This is a genomic window from Jannaschia rubra (assembly GCF_001403735.1).
GTDB classification, from domain to species: Bacteria; Pseudomonadota; Alphaproteobacteria; order Rhodobacterales; family Rhodobacteraceae; genus Jannaschia; species Jannaschia rubra.
This window is the reverse complement of sequence record NZ_CXPG01000016.1, coordinates 40,607-62,088: the sequence shown is the minus strand read 5'-3', so window position 1 is coordinate 62,088 and position 21,482 is coordinate 40,607. Positions and strand designations below refer to the sequence as shown.

The window sequence follows — 21,482 nt, the reverse complement described above, 5'->3', positions numbered from 1 at the left end:
GGCTGACCCCGTGGCAAACCCCGCCCCCGTGTCGCACCTGGCCCGCCCGCGCGAGGACAACGCGGGCAAGGGCATTGCGCTGATGCTGACGGCCTATCTGCTGTTCTCCTTCACCGACACCTCGGTCAAATGGCTCAGCCTTGCGGGCATCCCGGCGATGCAACTCGCCTTCATGCGCTTCGGCGTTCATCTGGCGCTGTCCACCGGGCCGATGCTCGGCCGCGACCACTCCGGCTGGACCGCGCCGCGCGCGCAGGCGGCGCTGATGCTGCTGCGGGGCGGGCTGCTGCTCGTGTCGACCTCCACCAACTTCATTGCGCTGCGGTATCTCGACCTGACCGTCGTGGCTGCCATCCAGTTCTCCTCCCCCATCCTCGTCTGCGCCCTGTCCGTTCCGCTGCTGGGCGAGCGGGTAGGGCCATGGAGGTGGGGAGCGATCGTGCTCGGCTTCCTTGGTGTGCTGATCGTGGTGCGGCCCTGGTCGGCGGAGTTCCACCCCGCCGCCATGCTCTCGGTCATCTCTGCCACGTCGCTGGCGCTGTTCTCGATCCTGACACGGCGGCTGGCCGGGGTCGCCGCGCCGCGCACGATGCAGCTTTATGGCGGGCTGGTCGGCACGGTCGTCCTGCTGCCGGTGGCGATCTGGGTCTGGCAGGCGCCGGTGACGCCGATCGACTGGGGGCTGATGTTCGCGGTGGGGCTGTTCGCGTGGTCGGGGCATCACTTCTTCAGCCGCGCGCACGGCTATGCTCCGGCCAGCGTCCTGATGCCCTTCAGCTATTCCTTCCTGATCTACCTCGCCATCAGCGGCTTTCTGGTGTTCGGCACCGTCCCTGACGTCATGACGCTCACGGGCGCGGCAGTGATCGCGCTGGCCGGACTAACGATCTGGTGGCGGGAACGGCCGGTTCGCAGGGCGGCACGATCTTGATTGCGGTCTACTCGCATCTCCTTTGACACTTGCGATTGCTTCGCATTCACACTACCTGACATCGATAGATCAGGAGTTTCGACGATGATACGTTCCGCCCTTCTGGCAGCCACGATCGCTTCGGCCTCGCTCCTTCCGCTCGGTGCTGCGGCACGACAGGACGACGCGCTCTTCAAGGTGGTGACGACCTTCACCATCCTGCAGGACATGGCGCAAAACGTGGCCGGTGACGCGGCCGAGGTCGTGTCGATCACCAAGGCCGGCGCCGAGATCCACGGCTATGAGCCGACGCCGCAGGACATCGTACGCGCCTCGGATGCCGACCTGATCCTGTGGAACGGCCTGAACCTGGAGCGTTGGTTCGAGCAGTTCGTGAACAACCTGGGCGACATGCCCTCCGCCGTCCTGACCGAGGGAATCGAGCCCGTGTCGATCTCGGCCGGGGAATACGAGGGGCTGCCAAACCCGCATGGCTGGATGGGCCTGGATAACGCCTTGATCTACGTCGACAACATTCGCGACGCCCTTTCGGAGCATGACCCTGATAGCGCCGAGACCTATTCTGCCAATGCCGAACGCTACAAACAGCAGATCCGCGACACGATCGAGCCGCTGCGCGCGCGCATCCAGTCCCTGCCCGAAGACCGCCGCTGGCTTGTCACCTGCGAAGGCGCGTTCAGCTATCTGACCCGCGACTTCGGCTTGAAGGAAGCCTATCTCTGGCCGATCAACGCCGATCAGACCGGCACGCCGCAACAGGTCCGCCGTGTCATCGACACCGTGCGCGAAAATGACATTCCGGCGGTTTTCTGCGAAAGCACCGTCAACCAGTCCCCCGCCAAACAGGTCGCACGCGAGACCGGGGCCGAATACGGCGGCGTCCTTTACGTCGACTCGCTCACCGAGGCGAGCGGCCCCGTGCCGACCTACCTCGACCTGCTGCGGGTCGATGCCGAAACCATTGCCGACGCGCTGGCGCCGCAGACGAACTGATCCGGCGCCGCACGCGTAGAACAAGGTGACGCCCCGAACCGTTTCCGGTGCCCGCACATCGAAGCAAGGAACCCCACATGCTCGACCGATCTCCCGACGCGATCGACGCCAACCGCGCGGATGGACCGGCGGGCGGCATCATGGTGCGCGACGTGACCGTCACCTATCGCAACGGCCACACCGCCCTGCACGATGCGAGCTTCGAGATCCCGCGCGGCACGATCACGGCGCTGGTGGGCGTCAACGGCGCAGGAAAATCGACGCTGTTCAAGGCGATCATGGGGTTCGTTCCGACCGCGCGCGGCGAGATCCGCCTGCTGGGCCGAACGGTGAAGCAGGCGCTTAGCGAAAACCTCGTGGCCTACGTTCCCCAGGCGGAGGAGGTCGACTGGTCCTTTCCGGTTCTCGTGGAAGATGTCGTGATGATGGGCCGTTATGGGCACATGAGCTTCCTGCGCCGCCCCCGACAGGCAGACCGCGACGCGGTGGCCGAGGCGCTTCGCCGCGTCAACATGCAGGACTATCGCCACCGCCAGATCGGGGAGTTGTCCGGTGGCCAGCGCAAGCGCGTGTTCCTGGCTCGCAGCCTGGCGCAGGACGGTCAGGTCATCCTGCTGGACGAGCCGTTCACAGGCGTGGACGTCAGGACGGAGGAGCAGATCGTCGCCCTTCTGCGTGAGCTGCGCGACGAAGGGCGCGTGATGCTGGTCTCGACCCACAACCTCGGGTCCGTGCCGGAGTTCTGCGACCGTACCATCCTGGTCAAGGGCACGGTGCTGGCATACGGCCTCACCGCCACGACCTTCACCCACGACAACCTGGAACACGCCTTCGGCGGCGTGCTGCGGCACTTCACCCTGGGCGGGACAGACCTGCACGACGACGACGACCGGCGCGAGGTGCGCATCATAACCGACGACGAACGCCCCTTCGTTCAGTATGGCGAACGCCGCGCGCGCAAGGCCGCGGACAAGGGAAACCGGTCGTGATCGAGACGCTGCTCCAGCCGTTCACCTATCAATACATGCTCAACGCCATGTGGGTGTCGGCACTTGTCGGCGCCGTCTGCGCCTTTTTGTCGTGCTACCTCATGCTCAAGGGGTGGTCCCTGATCGGCGACGCGTTGTCCCATTCGGTCGTGCCGGGCGTCGCGGGCGCCTACATCCTCGGGCTGCCCTTCGCACTCGGCGCCTTCGTGGCGGGCGGCCTTGCCGCCGGGGCCATGCTGTTCCTGTCGGAGCGGTCGGGCCTCAAGATCGACGTCATCATCGGCATCATCTTCACGTCCTTCTTCGGGCTGGGCCTGTTCATGGTGTCGCTTTCGCCCATGTCGGTCAGCATCCAGACCATCGTGATGGGCAACATCCTGGCGATCGCGCCGGGGGACATCCTGCAGCTGGCCATCATCGGCGTCGTTTCGCTGGTCGTGCTGCTGGCGAAATGGAAGGATCTGATGGTCGTCTTCTTCGATGAGACGCACGCCCGTACCATCGGCCTGCGCCCGGAGGTTCTGCGCGGAGTGTTCTTCGTCCTGCTGTCGGCCGCCATCGTCGCCGCCATGATGACAGTGGGAGCGTTCCTGGTCATCGCGCTGGTCGTCACGCCGGGGGCCACCGCATATCTGCTCTGCGACCGGTTTCCGCGCCTGATCGTCGTGTCGGTGCTGATCGGCACCGTCACGAGCTTCCTCGGCGCCTATGCCAGCTATTTTCTCGACGGGGCGACGGGCGGCATCATCGTCACGTTGCAGACCGTGATCTTCCTGCTGGCCTTCGTCTTCGCGCCCAAGCACGGCACGCTGGCCGCCCGCCGCAAGGCGCAGGCCGCGCTCGGCCGGACGCGCACCGCTCCGCCCGCGACGGAGGTCGGCCCGTGATCGACGCCTTGCTGCAACCCTTCGGTTTTCCGTTCATGCAGAACGCGTTCTACATCGCGTTGCTGATCGCTCCGCCGACGGCCTTGCTGTCCTGCTTCCTCGTCCTCAAGGGTTGGGCGCTGATGGGCGATGCGGTCAGCCATGCCGTCCTGCCGGGTGTCGTGCTGGCCTGGATCACCGGGTTGCCGCTGATCGTGGGGGCCTTTGGCGCGGGCATGACTTGCGCGCTGCTGACCGGTTATCTGTCGCACAACAGCCGGGTCAAGCAGGATACGGTGATGGGCGTGGTCTTCTCCGGCATGTTCGGGGTGGGCCTCATCATGTACACCTCGATCACGACGAATGAGCACCTCGACCATGTCCTGTTCGGGAACATGCTTGGCGTGGGTAACGAAGACCTGCTGACCGCAGGGATCATCTCAGTCGTTGTCTGCGCCTTTCTCATCCTCAAGTGGAAGGACCTGCTGCTGCACGCCTTCGACCCGGCGCAGGCGCAGGCGAGCGGGCTTCACACCGGCTTCCTGCACTACGCCCTGCTTTCGGTCCTGTCGCTCTCCATCGTCTCGACCCTCTCGGCCACGGGCCTGATCCTCGCGGTCGCCCTTCTCGTGACGCCGGGGGCCATCGCCTTCCTGACCGTCCGCAGCTTCGGGCCGATGCTGTTCGTATCGGTGGGGGTATGTCTGTTCGCCATGCTGTCGGGCACCTACGCGAGCTTCTTCATCGACAGCGCACCGGCGGCCACCATCGTCCTGATCCTGACTGCGATCTTCGTGCTGGCGTTCCTGCGGCGCACCCGTCAGGCCCGTCGCGCATCCCGCGCGGCCATTGCGGAACAGACTTGAGGTCGCGCGCGGCCTGTGGCAAAGATCGGTTCGCGTTGGCGTGGCGGGTATGGTGAAAAGGTATCACGGCAGCTTCCCAAGCTTTAGTTACGGGTTCGATTCCCGTTACCCGCTCCAACGATTTTAGATGTATGCAGGTCGATCTTCAGGTGCTTGCGCCGCCGCGGCCACGGGCTAGAAGCATCGCATGACGCTTCCCTTCCTTACCCCCCTCGACGTTCCCACCCTGCGGGCCCAAGGCGTGCCTGCGCCCTTCGCCTTCGGTCAGGCGGATCGCGTGCGATTTCACGAACTCGACGCGCTCGATCATGTGAACAACGCCCGCTATCTGTCGTGGTTCGAGACGTTCCGCATCGCCTATCTCCGCAGCTACGGCATCAGCGACTACGCCGACGCGGCGGGGCGCCCCGTGCTCGTGCTCCGCTCGGTCGCCGTGGACTATCGCGCGCCGCTTTACCTGGAAGACGTCTACATCGTCACCGGCCGCACGCGCGCCTATCGCAACACATCCTGGACGATGGAATATGCCGTCTTCTCCGCTGGCCGTCTTTGCGCCACGTCTGAGGCGGTGATCGTGCTGATGGAGCGCGATTTCGTCACCCGCAAGCGTTTGCCCGACACCTATGTCGCGGCCTTCCGCGACCGCGACGGCGCAGTATTCGAAGGTTGACCTCTCAGGCCCGCCAGTCGAGCAACTGCCCAAGCAGCGCCTGCGTGGAAGCGTCCTTGGCGCTTGCGTCCTCTCCCTCGACCAGCGGGCCGAGCGAGGTGGCAAGCTCCTTTCCCAACTCAACGCCCCATTGGTCGAAGCTGTTGATGCCCAACATCACGCCTTCGACGAACACCCGGTGTTCGTAGAGCGCGAGGATGCCACCCAGAACCTCGGGCGTCAGCGCAGGATAGATGAGAGTGGTCGACGGCCGGTCGCCGGGAAAGACCCGGTGTGCCGCCTGACGCTCCAGCTCCTCGCCGGAAAAACGGTCCGCGATGATCGCCCGTGCCTCTGCATGGCTGCGCCCCTTGAGCAGCGCTTCCGATTGCGCCAAGCAGTTGGCGATGAGCAGGCGATGATGGTGGTCCAGCTCGGGCTCCTGCCCCCGCGCAGCGACCATGAATTCGCAGGGTACCGGAGTTTTGCCCTGATGGATCAGCTGATAGAACGCGTGCTGTCCGTTCGTTCCCGGCTCCCCCCAGACGACGGGCCCCGCGGGGCCGGGCAGCGGGTCGCCGGCGAGCGTCACGGCCTTGCCGTTCGATTCCATCTCAAGCTGTTGCAGATAGGCGGGCAACCGCGCGAGCCGATTGTCATAAGGCAGGATCGCGCGGGTGGGATAACCGCAGACCTGATTATGCCAGATGCCCTGAAGGGCCAGCAGGACCGGCAGGTTCCGGGCCAGGGGCGCGGTGCGGAAATGGTCGTCCATCTCGCGCGCGCCGCGCAGGAACGCGTCGAAGGCGTCCGGCCCCACTGCGATCATCAACGACAGGCCGATGGGCCCCCAGACGGAATAGCGGCCGCCCACCCAATCCTCGAACCCGAAGACGCGGGTGGGGTCGATGCCGAAGTCGGTGGTCTTGTCCTCCGCGCTGCTGAGGGCGGCGAACTGCGTTCCGGGGTCGGGAACGGCCTGCGCCATCCAGTGCCGTGCGGTGCGCGCATTGGTCAGCGTCTCGATGGTGGTAAAGGTCTTGGAGGCCACGATCACAAGCGTCGTCGCAGGGTCCAGACCCTTGGCCGTCTCGGCCCAGTCGGCCCCGTCGACGTTCGACACGAAATGGCAGCGCGGACCGTCGTGCCATGGCGCCAGTGCCAGCGTCGCCATCGCCGGCCCAAGGTCGGACCCCCCGATGCCGATGTTGACCACATCCGTGATCGCCCCGCCCTTGCCCCGGAAGGTGCCGTCGCGCACATCCTCGGCGAAGGCGCGCATCCGGTCGAGCGTCTCGCGCACCCCCGGCATAACGTCCTCCCCGTCGACCGGGACCGGTTCGGTCCCGCGCAGGGCGGTGTGGAGAACGGCGCGATCCTCCGTCGTGTTGATCCGCTGGCCTGCGAACATGGCGTTCCGGCGGCTGGGGACATCGGCGGCCAGCTCCAGCAGCAGGTCCAGTGCTTCCTGCGTCAGCGACGTCTTGGACAGGTCGAACAGGAACGGTCCTGCCTGCGCGCGCAGAGAGGCGTTGCGCTCCGCGTCGCCCAGAAGGTCGGTAATTCGTTGCCCGGTCATGCCGCGCAGCCGGTCGATGCCATTCCAGAAGTTCATGCTCGCCTCTCTGTCAGGGGGCCCAATGCACCGTCGCATCGCGCAGGAAGGCCGCGATGGGTGCCTGCATCGGGTCCATACCTTCCGCACGTTCGACCGCCGTACGCTTGTCGTCGCCGAAGATCAGCACATGCGTCTCCATCGCCCCGGCCAGCACGGGCCGGCTCAGCGTCACGCGCGGCTCATCCGCATGGGGTGCACGCATCGGCACCAAAAGGGGGGCGTCGTCGGCCATCGCCTCCGCCAGCCGGTCGCCGCCCGGGAACAGGCTGGCGGTATGCATGTCCTGGCCCATTCCCAGCAGCAGAAGCGAGATGGGCAGTTCGCCCTCGAACCCCGCGACGAGGTCGGGGATGCCGGCCTCCGGCGTAGGCGCGTCGTTGACCATGGGCACCAGCACCGCCTCCGCCGCATTTCCCGTCAGAAGGGTCCGTCGCAGCAGTGCGGTGTTCGACCGCGGGTCGCTTTCGGGAACCCAGCGTTCGTCGTTCAGAAACACGTGCACCCGGCCCCAGTCGAGCGAGACGCCGGACAGCGTGGCGAAGACCTCGCCCGGCGACGACCCTCCGGGCACGCAGAAGCTGGCCGTGTCGTGCAGGTTCAGGGCGGATTTCAGTGACGCGGCCAACGCATCGGCCAGGCCCATCGCAAGAAGTTCACGGTCGGGGTATTCGCGCCATTGCATGTCATCCCTCCAGGTGTTGCCAGCGGCGACCGTCCTTGTGCATCAGCATCTGTGCCTCCTCCGGCCCGGTGGAGCCTTGCGAATAGGGAAGCGGACGGTCGCCCTTTTCCTCCCAGGCCGCGATGATCGGATCCGTCCAGGCCCAGGCAGCCTCCACCTCATCGCCGCGCATGAACAGGGTCTGATTCCCCCGGATCACATCCATGATCAGCCGTTCATAAGCATCGGGTATATCCGCTCCCTCCGACCCCAGGGCATCTGCGAACGTCATGTCCAAGGGCACGTTGACCAGACGCATGCCGCCCGGTCCCGGTTCCTTGATCGTGACCGACAGGTCGATTCCCTCGTCCGGCTGCAACCGGATCGTCAGGGAATTGGCCGTCGATCCGTCGTCCTTCTCGAAGATGGAATGGGGGGCTTCCTTGAACTGGACCACGATCTCGGACAAGCGGCGCGACATCCGCTTGCCGGTGCGAAGGTAGAACGGCGTGTTCTTCCACCGCCAGTTCGAGATGCCGACCTTGAGCGCAATGAAGGACTCGGTCAGGCTCTCGGGGTTTTCGGCATCCTCGACATAGGACGGATGCTCGCCCTCCTTGTACTGCCCGCGCACGACATGCTTGAGCGGAACGGGATCGAGCGCGCGAATGACCTTGAGCTTCTCGTCGCGCAGACGGTCAGGCTCGAACTGGTTGGGCGGCTCCATCGCGGTCAGGCACAGAAGCTGCATCAGGTGGTTCTGCACCATGTCCCGCATGGCGCCGGACTTGTCGTAATAGCTGCCGCGCCCGCCCACGCCCATCGTCTCGGCCACGGTGATCTGGACGTGATCGACATAGCGTTCGTTCCACAGCGGCTCGAACAGGACGTTGGCGAAGCGTACGGCCATCAGGTTCTGCACCGTTTCCTTGCCCAGGAAATGGTCGATCCGGTAGATCTGCGTCTCGTCGAAGGAAGCGGCCAGATCGGCGTTCAGCTTCTTGGCGGTCTCAAGGTCGGTGCCGAAGGGTTTTTCCACGACGAGGCGGGAGTTCTCGCAGGCGATCCCGTGGTTGCGCAGCTGTTGCGCCAGCGGCCCGAAGATCGAGGGCGCGACGGAAAAGTAGAACGCCTTGACCACATCGTCGCGCACGGACTTCTTCAATTCCTTCCAGCCGCCCTCGCCCTTGGCGTCTATCGGAATATAGCTGCACTGCTGAAGGAACGCGTCGATCGTGCCGGCGTCCTGCATGGGTTTCGCCACGAATTCTTCGATGGCGGCGCGTACGACGTCCCGGAACCCGTCGTCGTCCATCTCGGACCGGGCGGCGCCGATGACGCGGGCATCCTCCGGCATCTGGCCCGCCAGGAACCGCCGATAGAGCGAGGGCAGGATCTTGCGGCCGGCCAGGTCGCCGGTAGCCCCGAACAAGACGAGATCGAAGCTATCGACAGGGATCGTGCGTGAGACCATGAGCTGCTCCTTCGGGTATTGTTACCGCTAACGGGCCTTGGCTATCCGGCCGTCCGGTCTGTGTCTAGCACTCGTTGGCAGATCGTCCACCTGCCCTTCCGGGCGCGAAACGATACCGCCGCCCACCCGCGCCCTGACGCCGGTCGTCCCCGGAAAGCTGGTCGGCAGGCCGCGCAGCACCCGCACGGCGAGAAAGGCGAAGGCCTGCGCCTCCAGCATGTCTCCATCGAGCCCGACCTCCTCGACCGGGGCAACGGGCAATGACAGCGCGGCCAGCGCATCCATGATGGCGGGGTTGCGCCGCCCGCCGCCGGTCACGAGCAGCCGGTCGGGCATGGTCGGGCATTGGCTCAGCGCATGGTCCACGCTGGCGGCGATGACGGCGACCCAGGTTGCCGCGGCATGGCTAGGCGGCAGGGCGTTGATGGTCGCGCCCGCCTGACGGAAACTGTCGCGGTCGAGCGACTTGGGAGGCATGCGAAAGAAGTAGGGATGCCCCATGAGGTCCGCGACCAGCCGCGCGTCCGCCTCACCTTCACGCGCAAGCTCACCATCGCGGTCGAAGGGCTGGCCCAGCCAATCCATGCAGAGGTCGTTGATCGGAGCGTTGGCCGGCCCGGTGTCGAAGGCCAGAAGCGCGCCGTCCTCCTCCACCACTTTCGCAGGGTCGAGCCACGTCAGGTTGCCGACCCCGCCGAGGTTCAGGAACGCCAGCGGCTTCGTCGCGCCGATCCAGCGGGCGCAGGCGTGGTGGAACGCCGGTGCCAGCGGCGCGCCCTCGCCGCCCAGCGTCACGTCGGCGGTACGGAAATCCCAGACGACAGGTTTGCGCAGCGTCCGCGCCAGCGCCGCGCCGTCGCCTGCCTGATGCGTTCGCCGGTTCGCGGGGTCATGCGCCAAGGTCTGTCCGTGAAAACCCACGACCTGCACGTCCGCGAAGCCGTCCAACACGCGAATATGGGCGTCCTCGACGACTTTCGCGGCGGCGTTGACGTCCTTATCGCCCTTCCACTGGCCCATGGCACGCCGGATGACCGACCGCTCCGCCTCGCTGTATTCCACGTATGCGCTTTCGCCGAAGGCCTCTATCGCCTTGCCGTCGGTCACGATCACGGCGGCGTCCACCCCGTCCATCGACGTACCGGACATCGCCCCCAATGCGCGGATCGGTTCCATCGCGCTTCCCCTTGCCATCGCCCCGCGTTAAGCCGGGGCACACTACGGAAATGCACCGGAAGCCACATGACCTACCACCCCAAATCAGACTTCATGCGCGTGATGATCGAGCGTGGGTTCCTTGCCGACTGCACCGACGTGCAGGGGTTGGACGATGCGCTGAATGCCGGGGTGGTTCCGGCCTACATCGGCTATGATGCGACGGCGTCGTCGCTGCATGTCGGCCACCTGCTCAACGTGATGATGCTGCGCTGGCTGCAGAAGACCGGGCACAAGCCCATCACGCTCATGGGTGGCGGCACGACCAAGGTGGGCGACCCCAGCTTTCGCGCCGACGAACGGCCCCTCCTCACGCCCGATCAGATCGCCGCCAATATCGCCGGGATGAAGCAGGTGTTCGCCCGCTATCTCGACTACGGCGAGGGGCCGACCGATGCGCTGATGCTGGACAATGCCGAATGGCTCGACGGGCTGAACTACCTCGATTTCCTGCGCGACGTGGGCCGTCATTTCAGCGTCAACCGGATGCTGTCCTTCGAAAGCGTGAAGTCCCGCCTCGACCGGGAGCAGTCGCTGTCGTTCCTCGAATTCAACTACATGATCCTGCAAGCCTATGACTTCATGGAGCTTCACCGCCGTCATGGCTGCCTGTTGCAGATGGGCGGCAGCGACCAGTGGGGCAACATCGTCAACGGCATCGACCTGACACGGCGCATTCTGGACGACGCGGTCTTCGGGTTGACCTCGCCGCTCTTGACCACGTCCGACGGGCGCAAGATGGGCAAGTCGCAGAACGGCGCCGTCTGGCTCAACGCCGACATGCTGTCGCCTTATGAGTTCTGGCAATTCTGGCGCAACACGACCGACGCCGACGTCGGGCGATTCCTGAAGCTCTATACCGAGCTTCCGGTGGCGGAATGCGACCGTCTGGGCGCGCTGGAGGGGTCGGAGATCAACGAAGCCAAGATCATCCTCGCAAACGAGGTGACGGCCCTCCTGCACGGGCGGGAAGCCGCCGAGACCGCGCAGGCCACCGCGCAGGAAGTCTTCGAGCATGGCGGCGCGGGCGACGACCTGCCCACGGCGACCGTCACGCGACAGGAGGCGGCGGAGGGCGTGACGGTCGTCCAGTTGATTGTCCGGGCAGGCCTCGCCAAATCGGGAAAGGAGGCAAAGCGCCTGATCGCAGAAGGCGGCGCGCGTCTGAACGATGCCCCGCTGGACGATGCGGGGATGATGGTCGACGCCGAACAGATCGCCGCGACCGTCAAGCTGTCGGCGGGGCGCAAGCGTCATGCGCTGGTGAAGTTGGCCGACTGACCCCTGACCCTGCGGAACCCGGGACGTGCACCATGCGTTCCGTATCTGCACAACCTTACGCAAAAACAGGAGGACCGCCGCATGAGCGCCCCCGAAACCAACATCGAGAAGCAAAAGCGCCGCCACTTCGGTCCGATCATCGGCATAGCGGCGGGCCTCGTCTTTGCGGCGATCATCTTCGTCGTCTTTCTGGTTACGATGTCTGGCCCGGGCGAGGAAATCCCCGGTGCCACGGATGAGCCGGAGGTCGTGGCTCCCGCGACCGTCACGGAATAACTCCCGGTCAGGCCGGAACGCGAAAGGGCCGCCCCAAGCTGGGGCGGCCCTTCGTCGTGGTGAATTGCCGGTTTAGTCGGTGACGCGCACGTCCGTCATCACATCGGGGTCGGAGGTCACGGCGCCGTTCGCCCCCTCGCCCCGCTTGATCGCGTTCACGACATCCATGCCGTCGGTCACGCGACCGACCACCGTGTACTGCCCGTCCAGATGCGATGCCGGCGCAAACATGATGAAGAACTGGCTGTTTGCCGAATTGGGGTTGGCAGAGCGGGCCATGCCGACCGTTCCCGCTTCAAACGGCTGGTCCGAGAATTCGGCCGCGAGGTCAGGCCGGTCGCTGCCCCCAGTGCCCGCAAGGCTCAGGTCGCTGCCTCCGCGCCCGTATTGGACGTCGCCGGTCTGGGCCATGAAGCCGTCGATGACGCGGTGGAACACCACGCCGTCATAGGCCCCCGACTCGGCCAGTTCCGTGATCTGGGCGACGTGCTCCGGGGCCACATCCTCCAGCAGGTCGATGGTGATGGTGCCGTTGGCCTCGCCAGAGACATCGATCTCGAGGCCGGTGGCCAGCGCTTGCTGGGCCGTCAGGGCGAAGGCGCCGAAGGCGGCTGCGTGAATGACCTTATGCATCGGCGGCCACCTTGACGCTGATCATGCGATCGGGGTTTGCGGGTGGTTCGCCACGTGTAATCTTGTCCACATGCTCCATCCCGTCGATCACGCGGCCATAGACCGTATACTGCCGGTTCAGGAAATGGTTGTCGGCGAAGTTGATGAAGAACTGGCTGTTTGCCGAATCCGGGCTGGCGGAACGCGCCGCGCCCAGGGTGCCGCGGTCGTGCGGGATGCCGCTGAACTCGGCCTTCAGGTCGGGCTTGTCGCTGCCGCCGGTGCCGGCGCGCGACATGTTGTCGGCATCGCGCCCATGCTCCACATCGCCAGTCTGGGCCATGAAGCCGTCGATGACGCGGTGGAACACCACGCCGTCATAGGCGCCGGCTCGGGCCAGCTCCTTCATCCGCTCGGCGTGGCCGGGGGCCACGTCGGACAGAAGCTCGATGACGACGGGGCCGTCCTTAAGCTCGATGATGATGGTGTTTTCGGGATCCTTGATCTCGGCCATGCCGATCTCTCCTTCGCATTGGTGCCGGGCGGAACCTAGACCGCCGCCCGCCCGAGGGAAAGTGCGCCCGCAGCATCGGCGGCGGACCGCATGGCAAGGGGATCAGTTGTTCGGCAGCAGGTTCGGCACGACCGTCACGATCGACGGGAACAGCCACAGGATTGCCAGCCCCACCACCTGGATCAGGACGAAGGGCACCACGCCGCGATAGATGTGCCCTGTGGTCACCGACGCGGGCGCCACGCCGCGCAGGTAGAACAGCGCGAACCCGAACGGCGGCGTCAGGAAAGAGGTCTGGAGGTTCACCGCGATCATGATCGTCACCCACTTGGGGTCGAAGGTGCCGCCATAGATGACCGGCCCGACGATGGGGATCACGATGTAGATGATTTCGAGGAAGTCGAGGACGAAGCCCAGGACGAACAGGATCAGCATGACGATCAGAAAGACCGTGAGTTCATTATCGTAGGACCGCAGGAAATCCTGGATGTAGTGTTCGCCGCCGAAGGAGATCAGCACGAGATTCAGAAGCTGCGATCCGATCAGGATGGTGAAGACCATCGACGTGACCTTGGCCGTCTCGCGTACCACGGGGCCCAGCACCCCCGTTCGCAGCAGAACCCAGCACGCGTAGAGAAGCCCGAGGAACGCGGCATGATAAGCGACCTGACCCACGACGAGCGCCACCCTGTCGCCGCCCGAAGTCGTCTCCAGCCCCGTCCGCAGGTCGAAGTTCATGCCCAGCAGCATCATCACCACGAGGGCCAGGGTCGACAGCAGGATCCAGCCACCGCCGCGCCCCTCCTCCGACAGCTTGCGATAGGCGGCAAGCATGATCGCCCCGCCTGCCCCCAATGCGGCGGCGGGCGTCGGATTGGTGATGCCGCCCAGGATCGAGCCCAGCACCGCGACGATGAGGACGAGGGGCGGAAAGACCACGCTGATGAGTTCGTTCCGGGCCAGCCGCTTGACCGCGAACCAGACGCCATAGCCGGTGATCGCCATGGGGATCGCCAGCAGAAGGAACGTCCGGCCGGAGGAGGCGAGCGGCCCGAGGAGCAGGACATCGACCGCGAAGGCCAGCACGATGCCGGCTGCCCCGATGGCGAGCGGCCGTCCTTCGGCCAGCGGGTTGACCCCCCGCGCCACGGCGAGGACCAGACCCAGCCCGAGGAACAGGGTCGCCACGCCGGTCCCGATGGGCGCGGCGCCTCCGATGGCGAGGCTGCGGGCCTCGATGAGCTCCTCCGCCGTGCGCGCGCGGGCCTGCTGCACGCCGCCCGAGGCATCAATGGTAGCCTGCTGCGCCACGGCTGCGTCCCAGGCGGCCTGGCCGTGCAGGTCGATCATCGCCGCCTGGCACGCCTCGCTGACGTTGGTGCGAAGGCTGGCCGTCTCTCCCGCCTGGCTGTAGCTGCTGACGACCACGTCCTGCGATCCGATCACTCCGGCCAGTCCGAGAGCCACCCCGCCGAGGACGATGGCGACAGGCACGGCCAGATACCACGTCAATGCATCGCGCCGCGTCGTGTAGGTGGGCCGGGCATCCGCGAACAGCACCGCCGGCGCCTTTGACGGGTTGAGCAGCGCGAAGCCGAACGCGTAGGCGCCATAGAGGAACGCGAGGAAGATGCCCGGCAACAGCGCCGCCTGGAACAGCGTGCCGACGGACACCACGGCCGGCTCGCCCAGATAGGTCAGCGCGTCGGAGCAGCCGACCATCGCCGCCCGGTTCTCCTGCGCGGTGGAATAGATGTCGCCCGCCAGCGTGCCCAGCAGCACGATCACGATGGACGGCGGAATGATCTGCCCCAGCGTGCCCGAAGCTGCGATCACCCCCGTTGCCAGTTCGGGCGAATAGTTGTTCCGCAGCATCGTCGGCAGCGCCAGCAAACCCATGGTCACGACCGTCGCGCCCACGATGCCGGTCGATGCGGCGAGGAAGGCGCCCACGATCACGATGCTGACGGCCAGTCCGCCGGGCAGCGGGCCGAAGACGCGCGCCATGGTGGTCAGCAGGTCGTTGGCGATCCGCGACCGCTCCAGCGTGATGCCCATCATCACGAACATCAGCACGGCGAGCAGGGTCTCGATGGACGCGCCCGCGATCACGCGCTCGTTCATGCGGTTGACGATGAAGCCGATGTTTCGGTCCATTGCCATTTCCCAACCCTGCGGGAACAGGGCCTCGGCGGCGCGGGGCAGTTCGGGATAGCGGAAGATGGATATCGCCTCGCGCGCGACGCCGTCGCGGATCAGCGTCGCGTATTCTGCCGATGACGTGTCGATGGCCTGGTGGATCAGGATGCCTGCGCTGTCGAGCGCCGCGATGATCGCGAAGCTGATGACGCCCGCGCCGGCGATGGCGAAGGCCACGGGAAACCCCGACATGATCCCTGCGAACAGGCAGAGAAAGACGATGATCAGGCCGATCTCGACCCCGTCCAGTCCGAATGGCATTCCCTGTCCCCTTCAGGCGGTCCGCGCCTGCGTTGTTCTGCCGTTGCCCGCGTTATCGCCTAGTGAATGTCGGCTGCCAGCCGTTCATCGTCGCCCATCCGGTCGAGGTCCAGATAGCGGCCGGCGCTCATCTCGCCCTCACGCAGTTCCAGCCAGCTTCGCCAGAAGAAGGTGCAGGCCTGCAGGAAGGCGGTCGCCACGAACAGCAGGACCAGCACCTTGAACATCCAGTAGGCATCGAAGCCGTTGGGGCTGAACCCGATGGTCTCGACGTTCCAGCGCACGGCGCGCGCCTTCATCAACAGCCGGTCGAGCGGGTCGCTGGCCGATGTGGCGGGCGTGACCATGGATCGCCAGAAGAAGAACCAAGAGAACAGCCAGATCAGCAGAAGCGCCGGCATCATGAACAGGACGCTGCCCACCATGTCGATCACGCGCTTCGTTCCGTGACCCACGGCGGAATAGATCAGGTCCACGCGCACATGGCCATTCTGGATGAAGGTCCATCCCACGCAAAGGCAGACGATCATCGCGTTCCACAGCTTCAGCTCCTCCGAATACCACGACAGGTCGCGGGTGAAGGTCATGCCCAATGGCCCGACGCTGATTTCCGAGACGCGGAAGATGCGTTGCAGGAAAACGATCATGATCTGCTGAAGCACCATCAGAAGCCCCGCCCAGGCCGCGATCCGGCCCAGCCAGTTCAGCCCGAACTCCAGCCCCCGCACCGTGCCCCACAGAAATCGGCGCGACGCCGCGCCGATGGCGGTGACGAGCAGGAAGACGACGAACACAACGAAGAACAACTCGACGCTCGCGCCATAATAGATCAGTCGCATCAGCGACTCCCCGGCCTCGGGCGTGTCGAGCCCGCCGGTCCAGGCAAGCCACGACGCCGGATGCGTCACAGCGTATCCGACGTTCAGGAAGGCCTGGGCGATGTTCGCGAAGAACCAGCCGATCCATTCAAGCATGACGTCCCCCGTCAAGGCTCGTGGTCCGGGATGCCCCGGCGGTGAATGGCCCGCCCCGGGGGGACGGACCGTTGACAGGTCAGCCCATCACGCGGTCGCGTTCGGCCCGGTACTTCCCTTCGGACCGGGTGATCCAGCGCGATGACGCGCGCATGGATTCGGTGGCCGAATTGTGGATGCGGGCGAACAGATCGTCGCCCATGTTCTCCTCCGTCACCTCGCGCGAAGCGGCGCCGAAGGCGTCCCACACTTCCTGCGGGAATTCGCGCAGCGTGACACCGGCCGATTCCAGACGACCCAGGGCCAGCGCGTTGTTGGTCAGAAACTGCGCCAGGCTCCACTGGTGACATTCGCCCGAGGCGACCTTGAAGATGCGCTGTTGCGCGGGCGTCAGGCTGTCGTAGACGTCGCGGTTCATCGCGTTCGACAGCGCCGCGCCCGGTTCATGGAAGCCGGCGGGGTAGTAGTTCTTCGCAACCTCCTGGAACCCGGCCTTCTCGTCGGCCCAGGGACCCAGCCATTCGGTGCCGTCGATCGCGCCCGATGCCAGCGCCTGATAGACCTCGGCACCCGGCAGGTTCTGGACCGACGCGCCCATCTTGCCCAGGGCCTGGCCGCCCAGACCCGGCATGCGGAACTTGAGGCCACGGAAGTCCTCCGGCCCCGTGATCTCGTCGCGGAACCAGCCGCCCGACTGCGCGCCGGTATTGCCGCCGAGAAACGCCTTGAGCCCGAAGATCTGACCGAGCTCGTCGTGCAACTCCATGCCGCCGGCATGATAGTACCAGTTCAGCGTCTCCTGCGCCGTCATCCCGAAGGGCACGGCGGTGAAATAGGCATAGCCCGGATGCTGGCCCACGAAATAGTAGTCGGCGCCGTTGTACATGTCCGCCTGACCCGAGGTGACGGCATCGAAGACCTCGAACGCGCCGACGAGTTCGCCCGCAGCCTTGACGTCGACCGTCAATTGCCCGTCGCTCATCATCGACATGTTGTCGGCCATGCGCTGCGCGGCGTCGTGAACCCCGGCAAGGCCCCGCCCCCAGGTCGTCACCATGGTCAGCGTGCGCTTGCCCTGCGCATAGGCCGGCGCGGCGAGCGCCACTCCGGCGGCGCCCCCCATCGTGGTAGTCTTCAGAAATGCGCGACGGTCCATCCTGTCCCCCTGGTCCCTTGTCGGCCGCCTGCCTGTGCCGGCGGGGCGACGGCCCCGGCTTCCGGGGGCGTGGCGGGACCGTAACGACTGGCCCCGCCATGTCAAACGGCTGATATGCTCAGATGCCGAGCAGACGGTCCCTTTGCCGGGTGTAGGCGCCTTCCGACGTCTCGATCCAGGCGGCGCTGTCGCGCATCGACGCCTGATAGCTGTCGAAGATCCTCTTGTAGAGCTCATCGCCCATGTACTGCTGGTAGACTTCTTCCGATGCGGTCTTGAACGCCGCCCAGACGTCGTCGGGGAAAGTCAGCGCCTGGACGCCACCCGATTGCAGCCGCTTCAGGGCCGCGGCATTGTTCTTCATGAACAGCGACAGCGTCCAAGTGTTCGCGGCCACGGCGGCCTGCTCGATGATTGCCTGATGCGCGGGCGACAGCCCCTCGTAGACGTCGAGGTTGCAGGCAAGGCTCAGCGCCGGACCCGGCTCCTGAAAACCGGCGGTGTAGTAGAACTTGGTGATCTCCTGGAACCCGGCCTTCTCGTCCGCCCAGGGACCGACCCAGTCCACCCCGTCCAGCGCGCCGGAGGCCAGCGCCTGGTAGACCTCCGCGCCCGGCAGGTTCTGGACCGACGCGCCCAGCTTGCCCAGCACCTCGCCACCTTGCCCCGGCATGCGGAACGCAAGGCCCTGGAAATCGGCGACGGAGTTGATTTCCTTGCGGAACCAGCCGCCCGGCTGCGGCCCCGTGTTGCCCGACAGGAACGACTTTAGCCCGAAGATCTGGCCCAGCTCGTTGTGCAGGTCCGATCCGCCATCGTGGTAGTACCAGTTGTTCAACTCCTGGGGGGTCATCCCGAAGGGCAGCGAGCAGAACATCTGATAGGCCGGGTGCTGGCCGGTGAAATAGTAATCGGCCGACTGGTACATGTCGGCCTGACCAGACGTGACCGCGTCGAACACCTCGAACGCCCCTACAAGCTCCCCGGCGGACTTCAGATCAACGGTCAGCGTTCCGTCCGACATCGCGGTGATCCGGTCGGCGACATACTGCGCGCTGTCATGCACGCCGGCGAGGCCACGGCCCCAGCTCGTCACCATGGTCAGCGTGCGGTTGCCCTGCGCATAGGCGGGCGCGGCGAGCGCGGTCGCGGCGGCGGCCGTGCTACCCAGCGTGCCGGTTCTCAGAAACGAGCGACGGTCCATCGTCTATCCTCCCATAAGGTCCATGTGCACGGCGTCTTGGCCGTGCGCCTGCGTGATGTGAGCCAGCGACCCGGCGAATGTTCAAGTGCAATCTGTGGCGACGTGTCCCGCAGGTGGCGCCGATGACGCCCGCGTCACATGAACGTCGCACCCTAACCTTTTGATATGGCTGTCAGCGACCCAGGATCGCCACCACGTAGTTCTGCGTCTCGTCATAGGGCGGGATGCCGTTGTGCTTCTGCACGGCACCCGGCCCCGCGTTGTAGGCCGCGAGCGCCAGACGCCAGCTTCCGAAGTTGCGGTATTGCAGCGCAAGGTAACGCGCACCGCCGTCCAGGTTCTGGCGCGGGTCGTTGGGGTTCACCCCAAGCGTCGCGGCAGTCGCAGGCATCAACTGCGTCAAGCCCAGGGCCCCCTTGCGCGACACGGCGCCTGGGTTCCAACCCGATTCCTGCCGGATCAGGCGCAGGAACAGGTCCTCGGGCACGCCATGGCGTCGGGCGGAGACACGGGCATGGTCGATCCACTCCGACCGCTGGCTGCCGCTGTAACGGGGGATGACCTCCTGCCCGCCGAGCGACCGTGTTCCGGCCACGGCGGGGGCAAGCCGGCCGGAGCCCGCGTATTGGCTCGACAGCCTGCGGTCCATCAGGGCGGTCTGATTGGAGAACAGGTCGCTGCGGCTGCGGCTCGAGAAGGTCTGGGCCTCGGCGGTCGCGGCGACGAGAAGCGTCGCGCAGGCGCAGGCGCGCATGGCTGATCGGATCACATGATTTCCCCGGTCTGTCCCATTTTCGCCCGTCGCCCCCGTTGCGGGGCGTTCGCGCCTTGCAAGCGTTAACCGAATGGACGTCCGAATCCAAGCTTTTCGGCCCCCTTTCCCTCTGCGAGCTTCATGGATAGTTAACCCCCCGGGTGCTCAGGTGCCGGGACAGATTCGGGCAGAGACGGGGGTGCGGCATGGCCGGCAGCGTGAACAAGGTAATCCTGATCGGCAATCTGGGGCGCGACCCCGAGGTCCGCAGCTTTCAGAACGGCGGCAAGGTCTGCAACCTGCGGATCGCCACCTCCGAGACATGGCGCGACAAGGCGTCAGGGGAGCGCAAGGAGCGGACCGAATGGCACTCGGTCGCCATCTTCAGCGAACCACTTGTCCGCGTGGCGGAGCAGTATCTCAAGAAGGGCTCCAAGGTTTACATCGAGGGCCAGCTCGAAACCCGCAAATGGCAGGACCAGTCGGGTCAGGACCGCTATTCGACCGAGGTGGTGCTGCGCCCCTATCGGTCGGAACTGACGATGCTCGACGGCCGCGGCGGCGAGGGTGGCGGCGACTATGGCGGCGGCCGGTCGCAGGGCGGTTCGGACGACCGCGGCGGCAACTACGGCGGCAGCAATCAGGGGGGCGGTTATGGCGGCCCCTCGGACATGGACGACGAAATCCCGTTCTGATCGCGCGAAGGGGCGCCCGATGCGGAACCTGAACCCCGATCTGGCCGCGACGCTCTCGCCTCCGGTGATGGAGGCGCGGCAGTGGGTCGAGGGAGTGAGCTTTCCGCCCGACCGCCCGCTTCTGAACCTCAGCCAAGCGGCGCCGGCCGATCCTCCGCCCGTGGCCCTGCGACAGGCATTGGCCGACATCGTGCTGCGCGATGCCTCGGCGCATCTCTACGGTCCGGTGCTGGGCATCCCGGAATTGCGCGCCCGCGTCGCGTCGGACTGGTCGCGGGCCTATGGGGGCCGCATCGCACCCGATCAGGTCGCCATCACATCGGGCTGCAACCAGGCGTTCACCGCCGCGATCGCCACATTGGCCGTCCGGGGCGACAACGTGATCCTTCCGGCGCCGTGGTATTTCAACCATCGCATGTGGCTCGACATGCAGGGCATCGGGATCCGCGTTCTGGAAACCGGGCCCGACCTCCTGCCCAATGCCGAGGCAGCAGCCGCGCTGGTGGACGACCGCACCCGCGCCATCGTCCTGGTCAGCCCCAACAATCCCGGTGGGGTGGAGTATCCGGCCGAGACCCTTTCCGCCTTCCGCGATCTGGCAAGGTCGCGCGGGCTCGCCCTCATCGTGGACGAGACCTATCGCGACTTCGACAGCCGGACCGCGATGCCGGGCGGGCACTCCGCACCGCACGACCTGTTCGCCGATCCCGATTGGGACGACACGCTGATCCAGCTCTATTCCTTCTCCAAGGCGTATCGTTTGACAGGCCACCGTGTCGGCGCGATCTGCGCCTCGCCCGCGCGGCTGGCGCAGGTCGAGAAATGGCTCGACACGGTGACGATCTGTCCCAACGGTCTGGGGCAGCGCGCAGCGCTCTGGGGTATGGAAAACCTGTCGGACTGGCTAGCCGGCGAACGCGCGGAGATCCTCGCCCGGCGCGCCGCGATGGAACAGGGCTTCGCCAGCCTGCCGCAGTGGCAGGTGCTGGGCTGCGGTGCCTATTTCGCCTATGTGGCGCATCCTTTCGCGCTGGAGAGCGACGCGGTGGCCCGCAGATTGGTGCGGAAGGCATCGCTTCTGCTGCTGCCCGGCACGATGTTCGGCCCCACGCGGGCCGAGGGGGGGTCGGGCCGGGCGGAGGCGACGCTGCGGATCGCCTATGCCAATGCCGACCTGGCCGGGATCGCCACCCTGTTCGACCGGCTGGCGCGCGTGACCTACCGGGGCCTCTGATCCGCTTGCCCCCACCCCGCCCGCGCCCTATCAACGCGACCGGACAGGATGGGGGTGCCG

The 21,482-nt window shown here is 66.0% G+C and carries 21 protein-coding genes and 1 tRNA gene; 11 read left to right on the top strand and 11 right to left on the bottom strand.

The genetic code is table 11. The features are described 5' to 3' along the window. The first annotated feature begins 10 nt into the window (after positions 1 to 10). The 7 genes from JAN5088_RS08145 to JAN5088_RS08115 all read left to right on the top strand — a co-directional run bounded on the left by JAN5088_RS08145 (position 11) and on the right by JAN5088_RS08115 (position 5,315). Positions 11 to 931, top strand: a complete 921-nt coding sequence (locus tag JAN5088_RS08145; protein ID WP_233489741.1) for a DMT family transporter — start codon at positions 11 to 13, stop codon at positions 929 to 931. An 84-nt stretch (positions 932 to 1,015) separates the two neighbouring features. Next, positions 1,016 to 1,924 (top strand): metal ABC transporter substrate-binding protein, encoded by a 909-nt coding sequence (locus JAN5088_RS08140; RefSeq protein WP_055682332.1) that lies wholly within the window; start codon positions 1,016 to 1,018, stop codon positions 1,922 to 1,924. A gap of 77 nt (positions 1,925 to 2,001) precedes the next feature. After that, on the top strand, positions 2,002 to 2,913 hold the full coding sequence (locus JAN5088_RS08135; RefSeq protein WP_055682331.1) for a manganese/iron ABC transporter ATP-binding protein: 912 nt from the start codon (positions 2,002 to 2,004) through the stop codon (positions 2,911 to 2,913). Further along, positions 2,910 to 3,800: a metal ABC transporter permease gene (locus JAN5088_RS08130; RefSeq protein WP_055682330.1), complete on the top strand. Its 891-nt coding sequence runs from the start codon at positions 2,910 to 2,912 to the stop codon at positions 3,798 to 3,800. The genes JAN5088_RS08135 and JAN5088_RS08130 overlap by 4 nt, the downstream gene beginning before the upstream one ends. Next, positions 3,797 to 4,645, top strand: a complete 849-nt coding sequence (locus JAN5088_RS08125) for a metal ABC transporter permease (protein WP_055682329.1) — start codon at positions 3,797 to 3,799, stop codon at positions 4,643 to 4,645. The genes JAN5088_RS08130 and JAN5088_RS08125 overlap by 4 nt, the downstream gene beginning before the upstream one ends. A 43-nt stretch (positions 4,646 to 4,688) precedes the next feature. Further along, positions 4,689 to 4,762: transfer RNA gene (locus JAN5088_RS08120), tRNA-Gly, on the top strand. A gap of 70 nt (positions 4,763 to 4,832) precedes the next feature. After that, the gene (locus tag JAN5088_RS08115) at positions 4,833 to 5,315 is read left to right on the top strand and encodes an acyl-CoA thioesterase (RefSeq protein WP_055682328.1); all 483 of its coding nucleotides are present in this window, start codon (positions 4,833 to 4,835) and stop codon (positions 5,313 to 5,315) included. Positions 5,316 to 5,319: 4 nt separating this feature from the next. Here the strand turns inward: JAN5088_RS08115 and pgi are convergent, their stop codons facing one another. Genes pgi through JAN5088_RS08095 form a run of 4 tightly spaced genes read right to left on the bottom strand, consistent with a single transcriptional unit; the run spans position 5,320 to position 10,223 of the window. Next, on the bottom strand, positions 5,320 to 6,909 hold the full coding sequence (gene pgi, locus JAN5088_RS08110) for a glucose-6-phosphate isomerase (RefSeq protein ID WP_074962551.1): 1,590 nt from the start codon (positions 6,907 to 6,909) through the stop codon (positions 5,320 to 5,322). A gap of 13 nt (positions 6,910 to 6,922) precedes the next feature. Beyond that, positions 6,923 to 7,594: a 6-phosphogluconolactonase gene (gene pgl, locus JAN5088_RS08105; protein ID WP_055682327.1), complete on the bottom strand. Its 672-nt coding sequence runs from the start codon at positions 7,592 to 7,594 to the stop codon at positions 6,923 to 6,925. A 1-nt stretch (position 7,595) separates the two neighbouring features. After that, a complete protein-coding gene (gene zwf, locus JAN5088_RS08100) occupies positions 7,596 to 9,047 on the bottom strand; it encodes a glucose-6-phosphate dehydrogenase (RefSeq protein WP_055682326.1) in 1,452 nt (483 codons plus the stop codon). A 27-nt stretch (positions 9,048 to 9,074) separates the two neighbouring features. Next, positions 9,075 to 10,223: an anhydro-N-acetylmuramic acid kinase gene (locus tag JAN5088_RS08095; protein ID WP_233489740.1), complete on the bottom strand. Its 1,149-nt coding sequence runs from the start codon at positions 10,221 to 10,223 to the stop codon at positions 9,075 to 9,077. A gap of 66 nt (positions 10,224 to 10,289) precedes the next feature. On the opposite strand from JAN5088_RS08095, the gene tyrS reads away from it, so the two are divergent. Both tyrS and JAN5088_RS08085 read left to right on the top strand, forming a co-directional pair. Then, positions 10,290 to 11,543 (top strand): tyrosine--tRNA ligase, encoded by a 1,254-nt coding sequence (gene tyrS, locus JAN5088_RS08090; RefSeq protein ID WP_055682324.1) that lies wholly within the window; start codon positions 10,290 to 10,292, stop codon positions 11,541 to 11,543. Between the two features lie 81 nt (positions 11,544 to 11,624). Beyond that, on the top strand, positions 11,625 to 11,819 hold the full coding sequence (locus JAN5088_RS08085) for a DUF2273 domain-containing protein (protein WP_055682323.1): 195 nt from the start codon (positions 11,625 to 11,627) through the stop codon (positions 11,817 to 11,819). Positions 11,820 to 11,891: 72 nt separating this feature from the next. Here the strand turns inward: JAN5088_RS08085 and JAN5088_RS08080 are convergent, their stop codons facing one another. The 7 genes from JAN5088_RS08080 to JAN5088_RS08050 form a co-directional block, all read right to left on the bottom strand. Further along, the gene (locus tag JAN5088_RS08080; protein ID WP_055682322.1) at positions 11,892 to 12,452 is read right to left on the bottom strand and encodes a peptidylprolyl isomerase; all 561 of its coding nucleotides are present in this window, start codon (positions 12,450 to 12,452) and stop codon (positions 11,892 to 11,894) included. Then, positions 12,445 to 12,945 carry a peptidylprolyl isomerase gene (locus tag JAN5088_RS08075; protein ID WP_055682321.1) on the bottom strand — a complete coding sequence of 167 codons (501 nt, stop codon included), beginning with the start codon at positions 12,943 to 12,945 and terminating at the stop codon, positions 12,445 to 12,447. Before JAN5088_RS08075 ends, JAN5088_RS08080 begins: the two co-directional genes overlap by 8 nt. Before the next feature lie 102 nt (positions 12,946 to 13,047). Beyond that, positions 13,048 to 15,405 (bottom strand): TRAP transporter large permease, encoded by a 2,358-nt coding sequence (locus tag JAN5088_RS08070; RefSeq protein WP_055682320.1) that lies wholly within the window; start codon positions 15,403 to 15,405, stop codon positions 13,048 to 13,050. Positions 15,406 to 15,464: 59 nt separating this feature from the next. Beyond that, complete coding sequence (locus JAN5088_RS08065) at positions 15,465 to 16,379, bottom strand: TRAP transporter small permease subunit (RefSeq protein ID WP_055682319.1); 915 nt, start codon at positions 16,377 to 16,379, stop codon at positions 15,465 to 15,467. A gap of 79 nt (positions 16,380 to 16,458) precedes the next feature. Then, entirely contained in the window at positions 16,459 to 17,535 is a 1,077-nt protein-coding gene (locus tag JAN5088_RS08060; protein WP_055682318.1) for a TRAP transporter substrate-binding protein, read from the bottom strand. Between the two features lie 118 nt (positions 17,536 to 17,653). After that, complete coding sequence (locus JAN5088_RS08055; RefSeq protein ID WP_055682317.1) at positions 17,654 to 18,739, bottom strand: TRAP transporter substrate-binding protein; 1,086 nt, start codon at positions 18,737 to 18,739, stop codon at positions 17,654 to 17,656. Between the two features lie 172 nt (positions 18,740 to 18,911). Beyond that, entirely contained in the window at positions 18,912 to 19,505 is a 594-nt protein-coding gene (locus JAN5088_RS08050) for a lytic transglycosylase domain-containing protein (RefSeq protein ID WP_370736407.1), read from the bottom strand. A 194-nt stretch (positions 19,506 to 19,699) separates the two neighbouring features. On the opposite strand from JAN5088_RS08050, the gene ssb reads away from it, so the two are divergent. Then, complete coding sequence (ssb, locus tag JAN5088_RS08045; RefSeq protein ID WP_055682315.1) at positions 19,700 to 20,188, top strand: single-stranded DNA-binding protein; 489 nt, start codon at positions 19,700 to 19,702, stop codon at positions 20,186 to 20,188. A 19-nt stretch (positions 20,189 to 20,207) separates the two neighbouring features. Continuing rightward, the gene (locus tag JAN5088_RS08040; protein WP_055682314.1) at positions 20,208 to 21,422 is read left to right on the top strand and encodes an aminotransferase; all 1,215 of its coding nucleotides are present in this window, start codon (positions 20,208 to 20,210) and stop codon (positions 21,420 to 21,422) included. Positions 21,423 to 21,482 lie beyond the last annotated feature (60 nt).

Coding starts and splice junctions, on each gene's coding strand:
- JAN5088_RS08085 (WP_055682323.1), top strand. CDS start 11,625: ATGAGCGCCCCCGAAACCAACATCGAGAAGCAAAAGCGCCGCCACTTC.
- zwf (WP_055682326.1), bottom strand. CDS start 9,047: ATGGTCTCACGCACGATCCCTGTCGATAGCTTCGATCTCGTCTTGTTC.
- JAN5088_RS08070 (WP_055682320.1), bottom strand. CDS start 15,405: ATGCCATTCGGACTGGACGGGGTCGAGATCGGCCTGATCATCGTCTTT.
- JAN5088_RS08140 (WP_055682332.1), top strand. CDS start 1,016: ATGATACGTTCCGCCCTTCTGGCAGCCACGATCGCTTCGGCCTCGCTC.
- JAN5088_RS08095 (WP_233489740.1), bottom strand. CDS start 10,223: ATGGAACCGATCCGCGCATTGGGGGCGATGTCCGGTACGTCGATGGAC.
- ssb (WP_055682315.1), top strand. CDS start 19,700: ATGGCCGGCAGCGTGAACAAGGTAATCCTGATCGGCAATCTGGGGCGC.
- JAN5088_RS08135 (WP_055682331.1), top strand. CDS start 2,002: ATGCTCGACCGATCTCCCGACGCGATCGACGCCAACCGCGCGGATGGA.
- pgi (WP_074962551.1), bottom strand. CDS start 6,909: ATGAACTTCTGGAATGGCATCGACCGGCTGCGCGGCATGACCGGGCAA.
- JAN5088_RS08055 (WP_055682317.1), bottom strand. CDS start 18,739: ATGGACCGTCGCTCGTTTCTGAGAACCGGCACGCTGGGTAGCACGGCC.
- JAN5088_RS08040 (WP_055682314.1), top strand. CDS start 20,208: ATGCGGAACCTGAACCCCGATCTGGCCGCGACGCTCTCGCCTCCGGTG.
- JAN5088_RS08065 (WP_055682319.1), bottom strand. CDS start 16,379: ATGCTTGAATGGATCGGCTGGTTCTTCGCGAACATCGCCCAGGCCTTC.
- JAN5088_RS08075 (WP_055682321.1), bottom strand. CDS start 12,945: ATGGCCGAGATCAAGGATCCCGAAAACACCATCATCATCGAGCTTAAG.
- JAN5088_RS08080 (WP_055682322.1), bottom strand. CDS start 12,452: ATGCATAAGGTCATTCACGCAGCCGCCTTCGGCGCCTTCGCCCTGACG.
- JAN5088_RS08060 (WP_055682318.1), bottom strand. CDS start 17,535: ATGGACCGTCGCGCATTTCTGAAGACTACCACGATGGGGGGCGCCGCC.
- JAN5088_RS08115 (WP_055682328.1), top strand. CDS start 4,833: ATGACGCTTCCCTTCCTTACCCCCCTCGACGTTCCCACCCTGCGGGCC.
- pgl (WP_055682327.1), bottom strand. CDS start 7,594: ATGCAATGGCGCGAATACCCCGACCGTGAACTTCTTGCGATGGGCCTG.
- tyrS (WP_055682324.1), top strand. CDS start 10,290: ATGACCTACCACCCCAAATCAGACTTCATGCGCGTGATGATCGAGCGT.